General features: G+C 58.4%; 18 protein-coding genes and 1 pseudogene. 7 read left to right on the forward strand and 12 right to left on the reverse strand.

Annotated features, from left to right (window positions below; translation table 11 throughout):
* Positions 1–98 precede the first annotated feature (98 nt).
* Positions 99–1,310: an alanine transaminase gene (gene alaC / locus ACYZT8_RS22630; protein ID WP_461976080.1), complete on the forward strand. Its 1,212-nt coding sequence runs from the start codon at positions 99–101 to the stop codon at positions 1,308–1,310.
* 126 nt (positions 1,311–1,436) lie between these two features.
* On the opposite strand, the gene ACYZT8_RS22635 is transcribed toward alaC, so the two are convergent.
* A complete protein-coding gene (locus ACYZT8_RS22635) occupies positions 1,437–2,789 on the reverse strand; it encodes a GntP family permease (protein WP_461976082.1) in 1,353 nt (450 codons plus the stop codon).
* A gap of 82 nt (positions 2,790–2,871) precedes the next feature.
* A complete protein-coding gene (locus ACYZT8_RS22640; RefSeq protein ID WP_461976084.1) occupies positions 2,872–3,405 on the reverse strand; it encodes a gluconokinase in 534 nt (177 codons plus the stop codon).
* A gap of 215 nt (positions 3,406–3,620) precedes the next feature.
* On the opposite strand from ACYZT8_RS22640, the gene gntR reads away from it, so the two are divergent.
* The 3 genes from gntR to ACYZT8_RS22655 all read left to right on the forward strand — a co-directional run bounded on the left by gntR (position 3,621) and on the right by ACYZT8_RS22655 (position 6,127).
* Complete coding sequence (gntR, locus tag ACYZT8_RS22645; RefSeq protein ID WP_461976086.1) at positions 3,621–4,652, forward strand: HTH-type transcriptional regulator GntR; 1,032 nt, start codon at positions 3,621–3,623, stop codon at positions 4,650–4,652.
* A gap of 127 nt (positions 4,653–4,779) precedes the next feature.
* The gene (locus tag ACYZT8_RS22650; protein WP_461976088.1) at positions 4,780–5,412 is read left to right on the forward strand and encodes a glutathione S-transferase family protein; all 633 of its coding nucleotides are present in this window, start codon (positions 4,780–4,782) and stop codon (positions 5,410–5,412) included.
* A 163-nt stretch (positions 5,413–5,575) separates the two neighbouring features.
* Positions 5,576–6,127: a hypothetical protein gene (locus ACYZT8_RS22655; RefSeq protein ID WP_461982590.1), complete on the forward strand. Its 552-nt coding sequence runs from the start codon at positions 5,576–5,578 to the stop codon at positions 6,125–6,127.
* A gap of 171 nt (positions 6,128–6,298) precedes the next feature.
* Here the strand turns inward: ACYZT8_RS22655 and ACYZT8_RS22660 are convergent, their stop codons facing one another.
* The 3 genes and pseudogenes from ACYZT8_RS22660 to ACYZT8_RS22670 all read right to left on the reverse strand — a co-directional run bounded on the left by ACYZT8_RS22660 (position 6,299) and on the right by ACYZT8_RS22670 (position 8,873).
* Positions 6,299–6,871: a methyl-accepting chemotaxis protein gene (locus tag ACYZT8_RS22660; RefSeq protein WP_461982592.1), complete on the reverse strand. Its 573-nt coding sequence runs from the start codon at positions 6,869–6,871 to the stop codon at positions 6,299–6,301.
* A gap of 21 nt (positions 6,872–6,892) precedes the next feature.
* Positions 6,893–7,618, reverse strand: a pseudogene (locus tag ACYZT8_RS22665) (PAS domain-containing protein); the annotation flags it as partial.
* Positions 7,619–7,979: 361 nt separating this feature from the next.
* Positions 7,980–8,873 (reverse strand): LysR family transcriptional regulator, encoded by an 894-nt coding sequence (locus ACYZT8_RS22670; RefSeq protein ID WP_461976090.1) that lies wholly within the window; start codon positions 8,871–8,873, stop codon positions 7,980–7,982.
* A gap of 99 nt (positions 8,874–8,972) precedes the next feature.
* On the opposite strand from ACYZT8_RS22670, the gene gstA reads away from it, so the two are divergent.
* Positions 8,973–9,572 carry a glutathione transferase GstA gene (gstA, locus tag ACYZT8_RS22675; RefSeq protein WP_461976092.1) on the forward strand — a complete coding sequence of 200 codons (600 nt, stop codon included), beginning with the start codon at positions 8,973–8,975 and terminating at the stop codon, positions 9,570–9,572.
* 148 nt (positions 9,573–9,720) lie between these two features.
* Here gstA and ACYZT8_RS22680 read toward each other — a convergent pair whose 3' ends face one another.
* The 4 genes from ACYZT8_RS22680 to ACYZT8_RS22695 all read right to left on the reverse strand — a co-directional run bounded on the left by ACYZT8_RS22680 (position 9,721) and on the right by ACYZT8_RS22695 (position 13,348).
* Positions 9,721–10,734 carry an ABC transporter substrate-binding protein gene (locus ACYZT8_RS22680; RefSeq protein ID WP_461976094.1) on the reverse strand — a complete coding sequence of 338 codons (1,014 nt, stop codon included), beginning with the start codon at positions 10,732–10,734 and terminating at the stop codon, positions 9,721–9,723.
* The gene (locus tag ACYZT8_RS22685; RefSeq protein ID WP_461976096.1) at positions 10,731–11,255 is read right to left on the reverse strand and encodes a sigma-70 family RNA polymerase sigma factor; all 525 of its coding nucleotides are present in this window, start codon (positions 11,253–11,255) and stop codon (positions 10,731–10,733) included. The genes ACYZT8_RS22680 and ACYZT8_RS22685 overlap by 4 nt, the downstream gene beginning before the upstream one ends.
* A 220-nt stretch (positions 11,256–11,475) precedes the next feature.
* The gene (locus ACYZT8_RS22690; RefSeq protein ID WP_461976098.1) at positions 11,476–12,267 is read right to left on the reverse strand and encodes a phosphate/phosphite/phosphonate ABC transporter substrate-binding protein; all 792 of its coding nucleotides are present in this window, start codon (positions 12,265–12,267) and stop codon (positions 11,476–11,478) included.
* A 139-nt stretch (positions 12,268–12,406) separates the two neighbouring features.
* Positions 12,407–13,348, reverse strand: coding sequence for a fatty acid desaturase (locus ACYZT8_RS22695; RefSeq protein WP_461976100.1), 942 nt, complete (start codon positions 13,346–13,348; stop codon positions 12,407–12,409).
* Between the two features lie 328 nt (positions 13,349–13,676).
* On the opposite strand from ACYZT8_RS22695, the gene ACYZT8_RS22700 reads away from it, so the two are divergent.
* Positions 13,677–14,102, forward strand: coding sequence for a GNAT family N-acetyltransferase (locus tag ACYZT8_RS22700; RefSeq protein ID WP_461976102.1), 426 nt, complete (start codon positions 13,677–13,679; stop codon positions 14,100–14,102).
* Positions 14,103–14,223: 121 nt separating this feature from the next.
* On the opposite strand, the gene def is transcribed toward ACYZT8_RS22700, so the two are convergent.
* The 3 genes from def to ACYZT8_RS22715 all read right to left on the reverse strand — a co-directional run bounded on the left by def (position 14,224) and on the right by ACYZT8_RS22715 (position 16,079).
* Entirely contained in the window at positions 14,224–14,763 is a 540-nt protein-coding gene (gene def / locus ACYZT8_RS22705) for a peptide deformylase (RefSeq protein WP_461976104.1), read from the reverse strand.
* Positions 14,760–15,716 (reverse strand): YihY/virulence factor BrkB family protein, encoded by a 957-nt coding sequence (locus ACYZT8_RS22710; protein WP_461976106.1) that lies wholly within the window; start codon positions 15,714–15,716, stop codon positions 14,760–14,762. The genes def and ACYZT8_RS22710 overlap by 4 nt, the downstream gene beginning before the upstream one ends.
* Positions 15,717–15,887: 171 nt before the next feature.
* The gene (locus ACYZT8_RS22715; RefSeq protein WP_400507342.1) at positions 15,888–16,079 is read right to left on the reverse strand and encodes a CsbD family protein; all 192 of its coding nucleotides are present in this window, start codon (positions 16,077–16,079) and stop codon (positions 15,888–15,890) included.
* Between the two features lie 199 nt (positions 16,080–16,278).
* Here ACYZT8_RS22715 and ACYZT8_RS22720 point away from each other — a divergent pair, with 199 nt between their 5' ends.
* Positions 16,279–16,656 carry a hypothetical protein gene (locus tag ACYZT8_RS22720; RefSeq protein ID WP_109634211.1) on the forward strand — a complete coding sequence of 126 codons (378 nt, stop codon included), beginning with the start codon at positions 16,279–16,281 and terminating at the stop codon, positions 16,654–16,656.
* Positions 16,657–16,713 lie beyond the last annotated feature (57 nt).

Here is a 16,713-nt window from a genome sequence, read left to right on the forward strand (position 1 = left end):
GGACAGTGTGCCACAACAGCCCTTACATTCCGCCACAGGCCACCGCAGTGGCCAGCGTCGCTCGGACGGTTCCGGGCGCTCACGTTACCGAGGCAACAATGGCTAACCCAGGTTCGCCGCGCCGCTTTGCGCGCATAGATCGACTCCCCCCTTACGTATTCAACATCACTGCCGAGCTGAAGATGGCCGCCCGTCGTCGTGGCGAAGACATCATCGACTTCAGCATGGGCAACCCTGACGGCCCGACTCCGCCGCACATCGTGGAAAAACTGGTCACCGTCGCCCAGCGCGAAGACACCCACGGCTACTCGACGTCCAAGGGCATTCCGCGTCTGCGCCGGGCCATTTCCAATTGGTACAAGGAGCGCTACGAGGTCGACATCGACCCCGAAAGCGAAGCCATTGTCACCATCGGTTCCAAGGAAGGCCTGGCGCATTTGATGCTGGCTACCCTCGACCAGGGCGACACCGTGCTGGTGCCGAACCCGAGCTACCCGATTCACATCTACGGTGCCGTGATTGCCGGCGCCCAGGTGCGGTCGGTGCCGCTGATCCCCGGCGTGGACTTCTTCGCCGAACTGGAAAGCGCCATTCGCGGCTCGATCCCGAAACCGAAAATGATGATCCTCGGCTTCCCGTCGAATCCCACCGCCCAGTGCGTGGAGCTGGATTTCTTCGAACGGGTGATCGCCCTCGCCAAGCAGTACGACGTTTTGGTGGTGCACGACCTGGCTTACGCCGACATCGTCTACGACGGCTGGAAAGCCCCGTCGATCATGCAAGTGCCGGGCGCCAAGGACATCGCGGTGGAGTTTTTCACCCTGTCCAAGAGCTACAACATGGCGGGCTGGCGGATCGGTTTCATGGTCGGCAACGCTGAGCTGGTCAACGCCCTGGCGCGGATCAAGAGTTACCACGACTACGGCACGTTCACCCCGCTGCAAGTCGCGGCCATTGCGGCGCTGGAAGGCGATCAGCAGTGCGTCAAGGACATCGCCGAGCAATATCGGCAGCGCCGCAACGTGCTGGTCAAAGGCCTGCACGAACTGGGCTGGATGGTCGAAAACCCGAAAGCGTCGATGTACGTCTGGGCCAAGATTCCCGAAGCGTACGCACACATGGGCTCGCTGGAATTCGCCAAGAAAATGCTCGCCGAGGCCAAGGTCTGCGTCTCGCCGGGTGTCGGGTTTGGTGAGTATGGGGATGATCATGTGCGCTTCGCGCTGATCGAAAACCAGGACCGGATTCGTCAGGCTGTGCGCGGGATACGCGGGATGTTTCGCGCGGATGGGTTAGTCAGCAAATCTTGACGCCCTACCCATAACACTGTGGGAGCGAGCCTGCTCGCGATAGCGGACTTACATTCAACATCTTCGCTGAATGTAAGGCCCTCATCGCGAGCAGGCTCGCTCCCACATTTGGTTTTGCGGTGTTGCTTAGACGAACATCGACAGCAGCAGGATAAAGCCCAGCGCAACGATGGACAGGATGGTTTCCATCGCGGTCCAGGTCTTGAAGGTTTCAGCCACGGTCATGTTGAAGTACTGCTTCACCAGCCAGAAACCCGCGTCGTTGACGTGAGACAGGATCAACGAACCGGCACCGGTGGCCAGCACCAGCAGCTCACGGTTCACACCCGGAATCATCCCCACCACTGGCACCACAATGCCCGCGCCGGTAATGGTCGCCACGGTCGCCGAACCGGTCGCGATACGGATCACCGCCGCCACCAGCCACGCCAGAAGGATTGGCGAGATCTGCGCGGCCACCGCCATGTTGCCGATGACATTACCCACACCGCTGGTGACCAGCATCTGCTTGAAGCCACCGCCGGCACCAATGATCAGGATGATCGCGGCGGTTGGCGCGAGGCTCGCGTCCAGCCATTTGAGCATCTGGTTGGAGCCAATGCCCTGCTTGTAACCGAAGGTGTACAGCGACAGCAGCAACGCCAGCAGCAGGGCCGAGATAGGGTGACCGATCAGGTCCATGAAGGTGCGGAAGAAGTTGCCGTCCGGCAGCACCACATCGGCAAAGGTCTTGAGCAACATCAGGAAAACCGGCGACAGCACGGTGATCAAGGTGATGGAGAAACTCGGGAGATCGGCAGATTCGTTTTCACGCGCCAGTTGATCCACCAGTTCCTGGTTAGGATGGCCTGGGATGTATTTGGCAATGAACGTGCCGTAGATCGGGCCGGCAATGATCGCCGTCGGCAGCGCAACGATCAGACCGTAGAGAATGGTTTTACCGATGTCGGCGCCGAACACGCCAATGGCCAGCAACGGACCCGGGTGCGGCGGAACCAGACCGTGCACCGCGGACAGACCGGCCAGCAGCGGGATGCCGATCTTGATGATCGACACGCCGGTACGCCGGGCGACGATGAACACCAGCGGGATCAGCAGCACGAAGCCGATTTCGAAGAACAGCGGAATGCCGACCAGGAACGCGGCGAACATCATCGCCCACTGCACCTTGTCCTTGCCGAACGCACGAATCAGCGTCTGGGCAATCTGATCCGCCCCGCCCGACTCGGCCATCATTTTGCCAAGCATGGTGCCCAGCGCCAGGATGATCCCGACGAAACCGAGCACCCCGCCAAAGCCGTCCTGGAACGCCTTGATGATGGTGCCGATCGGCATGCCGGAGGTCAGCCCGAGAAAGGCTGCGGCAATGATCAGGGCAATAAAGGGGTGGAACTTGAACTTGGTGATCAGGACGATAAGCCCGATCACCGTGACCACTGCATCGAGCAGCAGGAACGTCTCGTGGGACATGCCAAACATTAGGGGTGTCTCCTGGTTGTTGTTGTTATTAATGCGGGTAATTCGCAAGCCATAAGGACAGCGCTGTCTCTCGGGGCAAAAATCATGACGCGCGTTTCAGGCCATGTTCCAGCCACCAGACATGAGCCTGCTTCGCCAGTTGCTCGACACTGTGGTTCGAAGCGTCCAGCGCCAGGGTCGAGGGCTCGCCAACGGGCGATTCAAGCGTGGCGAACTGGCTGTCGATCAGGGTCGACGGCATGAAGTGGCCCGGCCGATGGGAGACACGATCGGCGGCAACTTCAGGGGTCAGTTCCAGGAACACGAAGCCCAGGCCCGGCAAGGCGCTGCGCAGGCGTTCGCGATAAACGTGTTTGAGGGCCGAGCAGGTCAGCACCGGGCGTTCGCCCTTGGCGTCAATGCGGCGCAGTTCATCGCACAGGCTGTCGAGCCAGCCGGCACGGTCTTCGTCGTTCAGGGGGATCCCCGCGCTCATCTTTTCGATATTGGCGGCAGGGTGGAAAGTGTCGCCTTCAATGGCGGTCGCGCCGCTGAGTTGGCACAAGGCCTCGCTGACGCAAGTCTTGCCGCAACCGGCAACGCCCATGATGACCAGGGCGGTGATGGGATGATTCATGTAACACCTCAGCGCGCAGACAGCGCTACCTTTGAAAGCTCTGACACTCGTTCAAAAGCAGAAGTTGCCGACGCCTTCTTGTCATTTTTGTGGGTTGCAGCATGTTCGTTCCCAATGCCAAAAAGCGGGGATCAGGCAAACCCCGCTCACGCATTTGCAGCTGCATCGAGACAGCGCTACCTTAGTGCCTCGAATTTTGTTTGGCAAGCCGTCCGATGATCTCCTCTAAAAACGATAAAAATACGCGCACCACTGGCCGCCCTACCCTGAACGAAGTGGCACGCCTGGCCGGTGTCAGCCCGATCACCGCCTCCCGCGCCTTGCGCGGCGTCAGCACGGTGGCCACCGAACTGGTGGAAAAAGTGCAGAAAGCGGCCCTTGAACTGAACTACGTGGTCAACCCTGCCGCCCGCGCGTTAGCCTCGGCCCAGAGCCATTCAGTGGTGGTTCTGGTGCCTTCGCTGTCCAACCTGCTGTTCATCGATACGCTGGAAGCCATTCATCAGGTTTTGCGCCCCAAGGGCTTCGAAGTGCTCATCGGCAACTTCCATTACTCGCGCGATGAAGAAGAAAACCTGCTGCGCAATTACATGGCCTATCAGCCCCGTGGCTTGCTGCTGACCGGTTTCGACCGTACTGAGAGTTCGCGCCGGATGATCGAGGCGAGCAACATTCCTTGCGTGTACATGATGGAACTGGACAGCGCGGCCGGGCTCAATTGCGTGGGTTTTTCGCAACTCGCGGCGGGTGAAACGGCGGCGCAACATTTGCTGTCCCGTGGGCGTAAACGCCTGGCCTACATTGGTGCGCAACTGGATCAACGCACTTTGCTGCGCGGCGAAGGTTTCCGCAAAGCCCTGCAAAAGGCCGGCCTGTATGACCCGGACCTGGAAGTGCTGACGCCACGCGCGTCGTCCGTCGGCTTGGGTGGCGAGCTGTTTCTGCAACTGTTGGCCAGTCATCCCGACGTGGACGCGATCTTCTTCGGCAACGACGACCTGGCCCAGGGCGCACTGCTTGAAGCCATGCGCTGCGGGATCAAAATCCCCGAACGTGTAGCGATCCTCGGTTTCAACGACCTGCCCGCCTCGGCCCATATGGTGCCGCGTTTGAGCAGCATCAGCACCCCGCGTGAGGCCATTGGCCGGCGTTCGGCGGAGTTGATGTTGACGTTGCTGGCCGGGAATTCGGTGGCCAAACCGGTTCAGGACATGGGGTTTGAGTTGAAGGTGCGTGAGAGCACATAACCTGTGGTGGGATTTCAACTAACCTTGATAGTGTTTCTCATCCTGCTTATCGCCTGCCGGATCCGGTTTGAAAAAGCGCGATGCCTGTCAGATTCCTGAAGCGTCGAATCGCTAACGGAGTAGCTCAATGGAACATGCACTGAAGATTCTGGGTAAAGCATCGTCCATCAACGTCAGAAAGGTCCTGTGGACCTGTGAGGAACTGGCTGTTGCCTATGAACGTGAGGACTGGGGCGGCGGTTATGCGTCCACCCACACGCCGGAGTTTCTCCGGCTCAATCCCAACGCGCTGGTGCCGGTGATCATCGACGAGGCCGGCGTGCTGTGGGAGTCCAACACCATCTGCCGTTATCTGGCCGGCAAACACCAAAACACCGATCTGTTACCCCACGAACCGGCCGCTCGCGCTAGGGTGGAGCAGTGGATGGATTGGCAAGCCACCGAACTCAATGCCTCATGGAGCTATGCATTCACGGCGTTGGTCCGCAAGGATCCGGAGTTCCAGGACCCGCATCACATCGCTACCGGTGTACGCACCTGGAACCAGAAGATGGGCATCCTCGAACACCAGCTCGCGATGACCAAAGCTTACGTTGCCGGGCCACGGTTCACCCTGGCCGACATTGTCATCGGGCTGTCAGTCAACCGCTGGCTGATGACGCCGATGGAGCGGCCCGACTACCCGGCCATCGACGAGTATTTTCAGCGATTGGCACAACGCTCGGGCTTCCTGAAACACGGCTGCAACGGCTTGCCTTGATGCCATGCCTTTGCTTGCCGCCAAGCGGCAAAGGTTCACCGCAAAACCTGCATTGAGCGCCTGCCAAAAAGACCATAACCAACTGATATATAGAGAATTTTCTATATAGGCATACTATTTGCTGAAAGCACTGCACCACAAACACCTACAAGGTCTACTCATCATGTTGGTCAGTGCAAAACAACACATGCAAAACCTTCCCTTGCCCAAGCAGTGGGGCAAGGATCCGCTCGCCGAAGCCGCGGCCGGAACCGACCTTCAGGGCTCGATGATGCAAGCCCTGCAAACCAATGTGCAGGCGCAGGTTCAGGCATCCGCGACCCAGCAAGCCACGCAACAAGTCAGTGAGGCGAGCAAGATCAGTGACAACGTTGATGAAGCGTTCGCGAGAACCCGCGTGGCGTTGCAAGCTACCGAGTCATCCAAACTGCCCGCCGATGCCCAATTCAGGACCAGTGACAGCCCGGCCGGAGACGCCTTCAAGGAATACATGAGCAAAACGCCGGAACAGCGCATTCAAGATGCCATTCTGGAAGAGATGGGTTTGACGAAAGAAGAAGTCGAGCAAATGCCGCCGGAAAAACAGCAGGCGATCGCTAAAGAGATCGCCGAGCGCATGGAGGACAAGATCAAAATCGCGCAGGCGGAGAAAGAAAACGTCAGCACTGAGAAAGGCAGTAGCCAGGTGGTCGACAAGTTCCTCGCTTCGCTTTGACAGCACGCAACAACGCGCTCTATGTAGCAGCTGGCGCAGCCCTGTGGGAGCGAGCTTGCTCGCGATAGCGGTGTATCAGGCAACAATTATGTCGGCTGAAACTCCGTCATCGCGAGCAAGCTCGCTCCCACAGGGCTGCGCCAGCTGCTACACAGGTCCGTCGTGATCTGGTCAGTTCAGCTGCAACGTCTCGCTGAACTGACTGATCGCATCCACCACATGCCGTGACCCTTGCTGAATCTCCAGAATCACCTCCCCCGCCTCGTTCGCCAGTTCCACCCCAAGCCCGGTTCGGCTCAAGCTCGACTGCATGCTCGACACCGCACTTAACGATAGGTCATGGTTCTTGCGCACCACGTCGACAATCTCCAGCGTCGCCTGGCTCGTGCGTGCCGCAAGGCTGCGCACTTCATCGGCCACGACGGCAAACCCTCGCCCGTGTTCCCCCGCCCGCGCCGCTTCGATGGCCGCGTTCAGCGCCAGCAAGTTGGTCTGGTCGGCAATGCCGCGAATGGTCTGAACGATGGTGCCGATGATGTCGGACTGTTTGCTGACCGCATCGATACTGAGCGCGGCTTCGTTCAAGTCCCGAGAGATGTCCTGAATGATTTGCACCGTTTGCTGCACCACCTGAGAACCTTTTTGCGCACAGGCATCGTTTTGCACCGAGGTGCTGTGAGCCGATTCAGCAGCGGTTTGCAAAGTGCTGACTTGCTGGGTGATGTCGCTGGCAAACTTCACCACTTTGTACAGGCGCCCCTTGGCGTCGAACAATGGGTTGTAGGAGGCTTCGAGAAATACGGTATGGCCGTGTTTGTCTTTGCGTTCGAAACGATGGGAGTGATATTCGCCGCGATTGAGTGAAGCCCAGAACGCTTTGTAAGCCTGCGACTCGGCCTCGGCGCGGTGGCAAAACAGGCTGTGGTGCTGACCCACTACTTCGTTGAGCGAGTAATGCATGGTCTTCAGGAAGTTGTCATTGGCGGTGATGACTTTGCCGTCGGGGGTGAATTCGATCACGGCCATGGAGCGGCCGATCGCGGCGAGCAGGCTTTCTTCTTCGTGTTGCTTGTAAACCCTGGCGGAGATGTCAGTGGCGACCTTAATCACGCTTTTAACCTGACGGTCGGGACCGAGCACCGGCATGTAACTGGCTTCGAGCCAGATCTCTTTGCCTTTCTTGTTGATCCGCAAAAAAGTGCCGCTGACCGGTTCGCCACGGGCCAGGTCCCGCCACAACTTCGCGTACGACTCGCTGCGGTAGAACCCTTCTTCACAAAAGATCCGGTGATGTTTGCCGCGCACCTCGTCGGCGCTGTAACCCATGACACTGCAAAAGTTGTCGTTGGCATCAAGCACGATGCCCTCCGGGGTGAACTCGATCATCGCCATCGATCGACTGACAGCCGCCAACTTGGCGTTGGCCTCGGTCAGCGCACAGCTGAATCGTTGGATTTCCAGCAGGTCAGCCTTGTGATGTAGGTTAAACATGGTCGTATCACCTTCAGCGCGTTCTTTGATTGATGAAAGTTCTTTGGTCTTTCAACGGATCCACCACATCGTTCTATGGAACAGGCACACGCGTTCCTCCAGGGGAGGAATTGTCAGGTGATCAATGATGTTCAATCGGAGAGTCCATGCAGCAACGCTCTTATCAAGACATCCTTCTCTTGATAGCCCGTGACCGGGCTTGCCCTAACGTTTTCATAAGTAACTCCCTTTACTGTCCAACTCCTTTATTGCTCCGTGTCGGTGCCTTGGGTTGGGCACTCTTGCGCTGCAATTTTCAAATTGCGAGCGACATCGTTAGCTACGAGTCAGCTTAGACAGCCACTTGAGGGAAGCAAGGCCACTAGTCGGCCAGTATTGAGGACAAAATCGGTTCAGCGAGCATTTCCAGCAACGCCAGTACGGCCGCAGAAGGTTTCTTGTTCGATGCGGCCAGGGCAAACTCACGATCGATCCGCGGATGGACCGGCACCACGCGCAAGCCTTGTCGATTACTTGGCAGCGTCATCTCGGGCACCAGCGTCACGCCGATGTTTTCCCGCACCAGCGTGAACGCACTGCTCCATTCCCGGACCTCGACCCGAACGTCACGCAAGTGCAGCCCGGCATCGGCGGCGAGGCTGCGGGCATTGGTCGAGCAACCACCGGTGGCCAGCACAAAAGGTTGCTCCGCCAACTCCGCGAGGGTGATGCCTTCTTCATTCGAACGGCGCGCCAAAGGATGGCCACCCGGCAAAACCGCCATCCAGGAATCACGCCCCAAATGACCGGCATTGCGCTCAGGTGTCGGGTTTAACACCACGCCGACATCCACCAGCCCGGCAGCGAGCAGCGTTTCGACTTCATCGTCGCTGACTTCCAGCGCCACCACTTGAATACCGGGATACAGCCGATTGAACTGGCGCAGCAGCGGCGGCAGGAACGTTGCCAGCACCATGGGAAAACTGGCCAGGCGAATAGTGCCGCGTTGAATGCCTTTGGCGGCATCGACGGTGCTGCGAATCGATTCCAGAGCATCGAGCATGGTCCGCGCATGCTCGATCACAGGAAGGCCGATGGCCGTCGGCAGGGTCTGGCGATTCTCTCGACTGAACAGCTGAACACCCAGGGTGTCTTCGATCAGGGCCAACGCCTGGCTGGCCCCTGACTGGGTCATGCCGACGCGCTCCGCAGCCCGGGTGATGTTGCCGGTATCGGCCACCGCCACCACCATTCGCCAGTGCATCAGATTCATCATGGCAGTAGCTTTCCTTATGGCAGGGCTCTGAAAGATTAATTTTACCGAGGGTGGCGCGCACTATGACACTGGCGCAAATCCCCAACCAGAGCCCTGCCGATGAAGTTGTATTACGCCCCACACGCCTGCTCGCTGGCGCCGCACATTGTGCTGCGTGAACTGGATTTGCCCTTCGAACTGGTACGTGTCGATAACAGGACCAAGAAAACCGAGACCGGCGCTGACTTCCTCGCGATCAACCCAAAAGGTTATGTCGCGGCCTTGCAATTGGATAACGGCGAGGTGCTGACTGAAGGACCGGCACTCCTGCAATACCTGGCGGATCTGCGACCCGATTCGAACCTTGCTCCGGCGAACGGGACGTTCGAGCGGGTACGGATGCAGGAGTGGTTGAATTTTGTCTCGACGGAGATTCATGGAGGGTTGGGTTGGCTGTTCAATTCGCAATTTGCGGATGAAGTGAAGGCGCAGATCAAAGAGAAGCTGTTCAAGCGGTTTGCGGTGCTGAGCCAGACGCTGGAGCGGCAAGATTATTTGATGGGCGAGTTCCGCGTGGTTGATGCGTATTTGTTTACGGTGCTGCGTTGGGTGCCGCTGTTTGCGATTGATTTGGGTCAGTGGCCGGCGTTGGTGCGATTTCAGGCCAGAATTGACCAGAGGCCAGCCGTTAAGGCAGCGTTGGCTGCTGAATCTTTGTGAGTCTTGAGACCATCGCGAGCAGGCTCGCTCCCACAGGGATCGTCTGTGAACACACTATTTGTGTGCACCCGAGATCCACTGTAGGAGTGACGGTGCGACCTGCTCATGATGGCGGTGGCTCATGCACCGCAAAAACATCAGGAAAAAACTACAAACTCGCACTCACCTTGGTCGCCACCTCCCCCGGCACCCATGTTTTCCAGATCTGCGGCTGATCGCGCAGAAACGCTTCGGCGACCTGACGCGGTTGCTGGCGTTTTTCGCTCATCTGCCCCAGCGTCTGGTTCAGCAAATCGATTGGAAAATCGACCTTTTCAAAGAACGCCACCAGGTCCGGGTACTGCGCCTTGAACGGCGCGGACACGCCAATCGCCAGGCTTGCCGGCATCGAGCGCGTGCCTTTGGGATTCGGGTTTTTGGCATCGGCCAGGGTCTTCCAGGCTTCGGCATCGAATGGCGGCTCGTCGAGTTTCACCAGTTTGAATCGCCCCAACAGCGGTGTTGGCGACCAGTAGTAAAACAGCACCGGTTTGCCGCGGCGGATCGATGATGCGACTTCGGCATCCAGCGCCGCACCGGAGCCGGTGCGGAAGTTGACGTAGCTGGCAGTCAGGTCATAGGCCTTGAGTTTCTGGCTGTTGACGATCTCCGAGGTCCAGCCGGTCGGGCTGTTGAGGAAACGTCCGCGGCTTGGGTCTTCCGGATCACGGAACACGTCTTTGTAACGCGCCAGGTCGGCAACGGATTTCAGCTCCGGGGCCAGTGGTTTGATGCCGCGCTCCGGGTCGCCCTTGATCACGTATTCGGGCACCCACCAACCTTCGGTGGCGCCTTTGACCGTGTCGCCCAAACCAAACACCTTGCCCTCGGCGGATGCCTTGACCCACGCCGGACTGCGCCCGGCCCACTCTTCGCCGATCACCTGAATGTCGTTCTTGGCCAACGCGGCTTCGAGGCTGACGGTGCTGCCTGGCAAGGTGTCGGTCGGGTAGCCGTAACCTTTCTCGACGATCATTCGCAGGATTTCCGTGATCAGGCTCCCGCTCTCCCAAGTGATGTCACCGAAGTGAATCGGTGCGGTTTTTTCGGCGGCCGGAACCTGGGAAACCACAAGGCTCAGGGCCAACAGCGAACTGCCGAGCAGGGTTTTGATCGATCTCATGCGGACCTCTGGGTCAGGGATTGGTTGGCGCTGTGCTGGGTGCACAGGGCCTGGGAGCGGGTCATGTAGACGCTGACCGAGCGCTGGGAAATGCCCAGTTCGGCGGCGATTTGCGGGTAGGTCAGGCCGTCGACTCGCGCCAACAGGAACGTCGCCCTGACCTTGCCGGGCAAGCGTTCAAGTGTGCGATCCAAGCCATGCAATGACTGGCTGAGTTGCACCAGTTCCTCGGGGGATTTCACATCGATATGTTGCAACTGATTGAGGTGTTGGTGCTCCAGATCCCGGTGGCGCCATAGCTGATAAATCAACCGGTGGGCGATGGTGGTGAGCAAGGCGCGAGGCTCGCGGATCGGCGTAAGGCCTGGGGATTCGAGCAGTTGCACGAAGGTTTCGGCGGCGATGTCTTCAACGCTGGAACTGCTCCCCAGATGCCGGCGCAGGCGTGTGCAAAGCCAGGGGTAATGAGCGCGGAACAATCCGCCCACATAATTGGAATGGGAGATATCGGTGCCGGACATAGAGGCTCCAAGGGTTAGGGGTCGCTGAATGTCCGGTGATCCGGTGGCGCGATCCTAGCAAGGAGCCTTATTCTTTAATAATACTTAAAAAGCATTTTTATATTCTTTAGAGGAATTTAGATTAATGGCGTCTGATCAATCGCTATCGCGGGCAAGCCACGCTCCCACAGGTCCACCGACATCCTGTGGGAGCGTGGCTTGCCCGCGAAAAATCTATCGGTCAACGCAACCGCCCATACCCCAGCGCCTCAGCCTCCTGCTGATAATCGAGAATGACTTGATAGTCGCTCTCGCTGGCCGGCAGCACTTCCTGCAGGCCGAGGATTTCCGCGACATCGGGCAACTCATGCAATGAGGCGTTCATCGCCTGCCGAAGCACTTCAACCTGCTCATCGGTCAGCGTCGCAGCCGTAATGAACGGCAAGGTCGGACTGAATGCACTTCGGGCCACGACGTGCAGACCTGCGACCTCGTTGTCGGCATGCCGCGCCAGATAGGCGAAGGTCACGCTGTCGATGGCTGCCAAGTCTGCAAGTTCTTTGCGCAGCCAGCGCAGGCTCTCGCGGTGACTCCCACTGATAGCGACACTGGAAAAAAACTGCCCGTCGCGGTGCAGTGACGCCAGTCGATGCCGCAAGAGATTCATGCCGCTGTTAGAGTCTTCGCCATTGATCACCCCGCGACTGTCGCGAAAGGCCGGCAAGGTTCGCCGTGGATCATCGGCACGGCTCAGCAGCAGGCTGCAATGGTTGCCACCGTTGCTGTCGGGGAGTTCATAACGAGGCCGGCCGACGACCCGGACTTTGCCGCGCAATGCGGTCATCAGCGGGTAGCCGCAGGTTTGGGTCAGCAGCAGATCCGGCGAGAGGCAGAGTTCGGGTAGCGACAGGCCATTGGCACTCAAACGGGCATGGCCCAGGTGTTCGAGGATGCGCGAAAGCCAGCGTTCGTTCGCCGCGCGGATTGGCTCGGGGGCGACGTACATCAAGAGTTCGGCGATGTGTTCAGTCATCAAAAATCTCCCGGACAACAAGTAACCCTGTGGGAGCGGGCTTGCCCGCGATAGCGTTGGATCAGTCACCAAATGTGTTGAATGTTAAATAGTCATCGCGGGCAAGCCCGCTCCCACAGGGTTCAGTGGTGTTCATGGATTAGTGGAATGGATGCCTCGGGCTATCAATGGCCTTCACTCCATTCTCCCGCCACAACTGCGCATAACCCTGCACCAGAAACCCGCCGCTGCGCGCCAGCCATTGCTCGCGGCGCGTGTGGTAGGCGCGTGGCAAGTCGTACCAGGGCAAGCCCGGCAAGTCGTGATGCACCAGGTGAAAATTGAGGTTCAGGAACAGCCAGCGCCACGGCCAGGCCGCTTCGTTGAGCACGGTGCGCTGCTCGGGTTCGACGTGCGGGCGGTGTTCATAGTAGGAGCGAATCATGGCAATCGAAAGCGCCGGCACGCTGATCAGCAACAGGTAATGCCAGACCGGCAGCACACTGTAGCGCGCGATGAACACCAGCATCAGCAGGGTCAGCGCACCGTGGGTCAGCCACATCAACCATGCTTGTCGCTCACCGTTAATCAACCGCTGCAATTCCTCCTTCGCCAGTGCCAGCAGAGCCAGCGGCGCGCCGAGCATGAAGCGACCGAGCACGGTTTTGTTCAGCCAGTGCAGGCCTTGTTCGAAGAGCGAACTGCCCTGCCACTGCTCGGCCGTCAGGTAACGGCTTTCCGGATCGATTCCGGGGAGGGTCAGGTCTTCGTCGCGGTGATGCAGCAAATGGCTGTCGCGATACAGGGTGTAGGGATACCAGACGGCAAACGGTGCATAACCGAGGACTTTGTTCAGCGACGTCCAACGAGTGGGATGCCCGTGAAGCAATTCGTGCTGTACCGACAACCAGAGCACCACCAGCGGAATCAGCAGAAAAGTGCTCCACCACAGCCCCAGCCGATCACTTGTCAGGACAATGCTGAACCAACCGACATACACGCCGATCAGCAACAGCCAGGTCGGCCACTCGGTGCGAGCGGTCAGGCGTTGACGCAGGGTTTCGATTTCTTCTCGGTGGGCAGCATCGAAGTAATGGGGCATGGCGTTGCTCAGATCGGGGACCAGTCCCCCTCTGTGCAATGGCGCAGGGAAATCTTGCAGATTATTTGGTGATCGTTCCCACGCTTTGCGTGGGAACGATCGATTAACGCGGGATCAATGACCGAACACATCCACCTTCTTGGCCTTCTTGTCTGCGCGCTTTTCATCGGCGGTTTTCGCCGGCTTCTTCTTTGCTGCTTTTTTTGAATCCATGCCTTTGGCCATGATACGTACTCCACTCATACGGGATGTGAGATCAGGTATACACCTATCCCCGGCCGCGCGTTCTTTTATAATCCCCCGCTTTGCGCACCGACAGACCCAACCCATGCCCGACACCCAGTACACCCTGCTCGCCGAGCCGTTATGGCCGTTGATGAACAAGTTTTATCGCGCCCACCAATCGCCGATGAAAGCGGTCCGCGACGCTCAGCTGTGGGTCGCCAGGCGCGATGGGATCATCGGCGCGCTGTGTTTGCGGCCGGTCTCGGGCGGGCATTGGTTGACGGGATTGTTCGTCGATCCGGCCTGTCGGCAACAAGGGATCGCGGCGGCGTTGATGGCCGAAGCGGTGAGCGGTCTCGAACAACCGGTCTGGCTGTTCTGCCATCCCGACTTGCGTGGCTTTTATGAACGCCAAGGGTTTTCCTTCGATCCGCACATGCCTTACGCCATGACCGAGCGCTTGAGCCGTTACGCGCGCAGCAAACCGATGATCGCCATGGGCCTGGCTAAACAGCACACTTCAGACTGATGGAGCCCCCTGTAGGAGCGAGCCTGCTCGCGAAATCGGAGTGTCAGACGACATCAATGTTGAATGACAAATTGCTTTCGCGAGCAGGCTCGCTCCCACAGGGGGTTGTGGTGTTCTCGCATCAGTCGTCGGCGTTGGGATCGAGATCCGGGAACATCACTTCGGTAAACCCGAATTTGCTGAAATCGGTAATCCGCGATGGGTACAACCGGCCGATCAGGTGATCGCACTCATGCTGCACCACCCGCGCGTGAAAGCCTGAAGCAATACGCACGATCGGCTGCCCCTTGGGATCAAACCCTTCGTAGCGAATCTCTTGATAACGATCCACCGCGCCACGCAGGCCAGGCACTGACAGGCACCCTTCAAAGCCCTCTTCCATCACCGGGCTCAACGGCGTGATCAGCGGATTGATCAGAATGGTCTGCGGCACCGCTTCAGCGTCCGGATAGCGTTCGCTGTGCTCGAAACCGAAGATCACCAATTGCAGATCGACACCGATCTGCGGCGCGGCCAAGCCAACGCCGCCGACGCTTTCCATGGTCTGGAACATGTCGTCGATCAATTGCCACAGTTCAGGGCTGTCGAACATTTCTGCCGGGACCGGCGGGGCAATGCGCAGCAGGCGCTCATCGCCCATTTTCAGAATTTCACGGATCATTTGATGACTTCGTCAGTGGTGGGCTTGATCGAGTGATCCCGACCCAGTCCCGAAACGTGGTGTTTGTGTTCGTGGTCGTTCTCGCCCGGGACTTTTTCGCCATCATTCTTGCCTTCGGTCGACATGTGCTCGATCACCGCATTCATCTCCGCGCCCAGCAACAGTACCGCGGCGGAAATGTAGAAGTAGAGCAACAGCACGATGATCGCGCCGATACTGCCATACATGGCGTTGTAGTTGGCGAACTCCTTGACGTACAGACCAAAGCCCACGGAAGCGAGGATCCACACCACCACCGCCAGCACCGAGCCTGGGGTGATAAAACGAAACTCCTGTTTGACGTCGGGCATGACGTAATAAATCAGCGCCACGGCCACCATCAGCAAAATCACCACCACTGGCCAGCGCACGATGGTCCACAAGGTGACGATGAAGTCTTCCATGCCGACTTGCGCGGCAATCCAGCCCATCAATTGCGGCCCGAGCACCATCAGCGCGGCGGCGATCAGCAGCATGCCGGCAATGCCGACCGTATAGATAATCGACAGCGGAAAACGCTTCCACGCAGGCCGGCCTTCGACCACGTCGTAGGCGGCGTTCATCGCGCTCATCATCAGCCGCACACCGGCGGACGCAGTCCACAGGGCAATCACGATACCAATCGACAGCAAGCCACCCTTGGACTGCTGGAGCTGGTCGATCACCGGGTTCACCTGTTCCAGCGCTTGCGGCGGCAGGACCAGCTCGGATTGCAGGCGCAGCCACGAGAAGAAGTCCGGCAGGTGCAGGAAACCTATCAGCGCGATAAGAAAAAGAATAAAGGGAAACAGCGAAAACAGCATTTGATAGGCCAATGCCGAGGCATAGGTCGACATCTCGTCGTCGACGAACTCGGTGACCGTGCGCACCATGACACGGTGCAGGCGCAGACCTTTCATGTGTGGGAAAAACATTAGCGTCTCCTTTCGCCGCAAGATGGGTAGAAGTCGAGGCGACTCAGGGGCCGTTTTCTACATCAAAGTAGCCTACTTGGCGACTTTGAAACAATTTCCGTGCGCAAGTTCAGGCTGACACAAAAACGGCCATCCGTGGATGGCCGCTCATGTTGCTCATCAAAGGCCGATTCAAGCCTTGTCGACGCCTTTCTTGATGGCGTCCTTGGCTTTGCCGACCGCTTGTTGGGCCTCACCTTTCTTTTCCTGGATTTTGCCTTCGGCTTGCAGCTTGGTGTTGTCAGTTGCCTTGCCGACACCTTGCTTGACGTTGCCGACGGCTTCGTTGGCCATGCCTTTCACTTTATCGCCAGTGCTGCTCATGGTGTTTCTCCTGTGAACAAATCAATGAGAAAAGTCGTTACACAAAGATTGACCGGAGGCGTTTGCACGGAGTTTCATTTATTTTCAGCCACACATTTCATCGTTCAGCGCAGATCAGGCTTTATGTTTGCCAGCCAACCCCCGAGAATGCGCAACGTATTCAGGCCATGCGCTGAAGATCCAATCCCGTAGGAATGTTATGAAACTCGATAAAAAGCAGGCCATTGCCCGCAGAAACCAGGAACTCGGCGGTGCTGTGCTTGGCGTCAACAACTGCCATTTCACCGAACTGAACCGCAACCGCAACATTTGGTGGTTCGATATCCCGGTGGCGCGCCTGGCCATTGGTCAGTACGAATGGGTTCACCTGCTGATGCACACGCCGGACACCGACGAACTGCTGCACCTGAAAGTGCCGACGGTGTTCCTGCGCGAGAAGCTTGAAGGCCTGGTGGTGCGCAACGAAGGCAAACGCAAAGCCGCTTTGAGCCTGGAACTGAGCGCGGACAAGGATTCGTACCTGCAGGACATGCGACCGGCGGGCACCAACGTCAATTTCGCGCCGTTCCGCCTGTAACACCGACTTCCTGTGCCGATCGTTCCCACGCTCTGCGTGGGAATGCCTCAATGGACG

It is taken from the genome of Pseudomonas sp. LB3P93 (assembly GCF_054898025.1).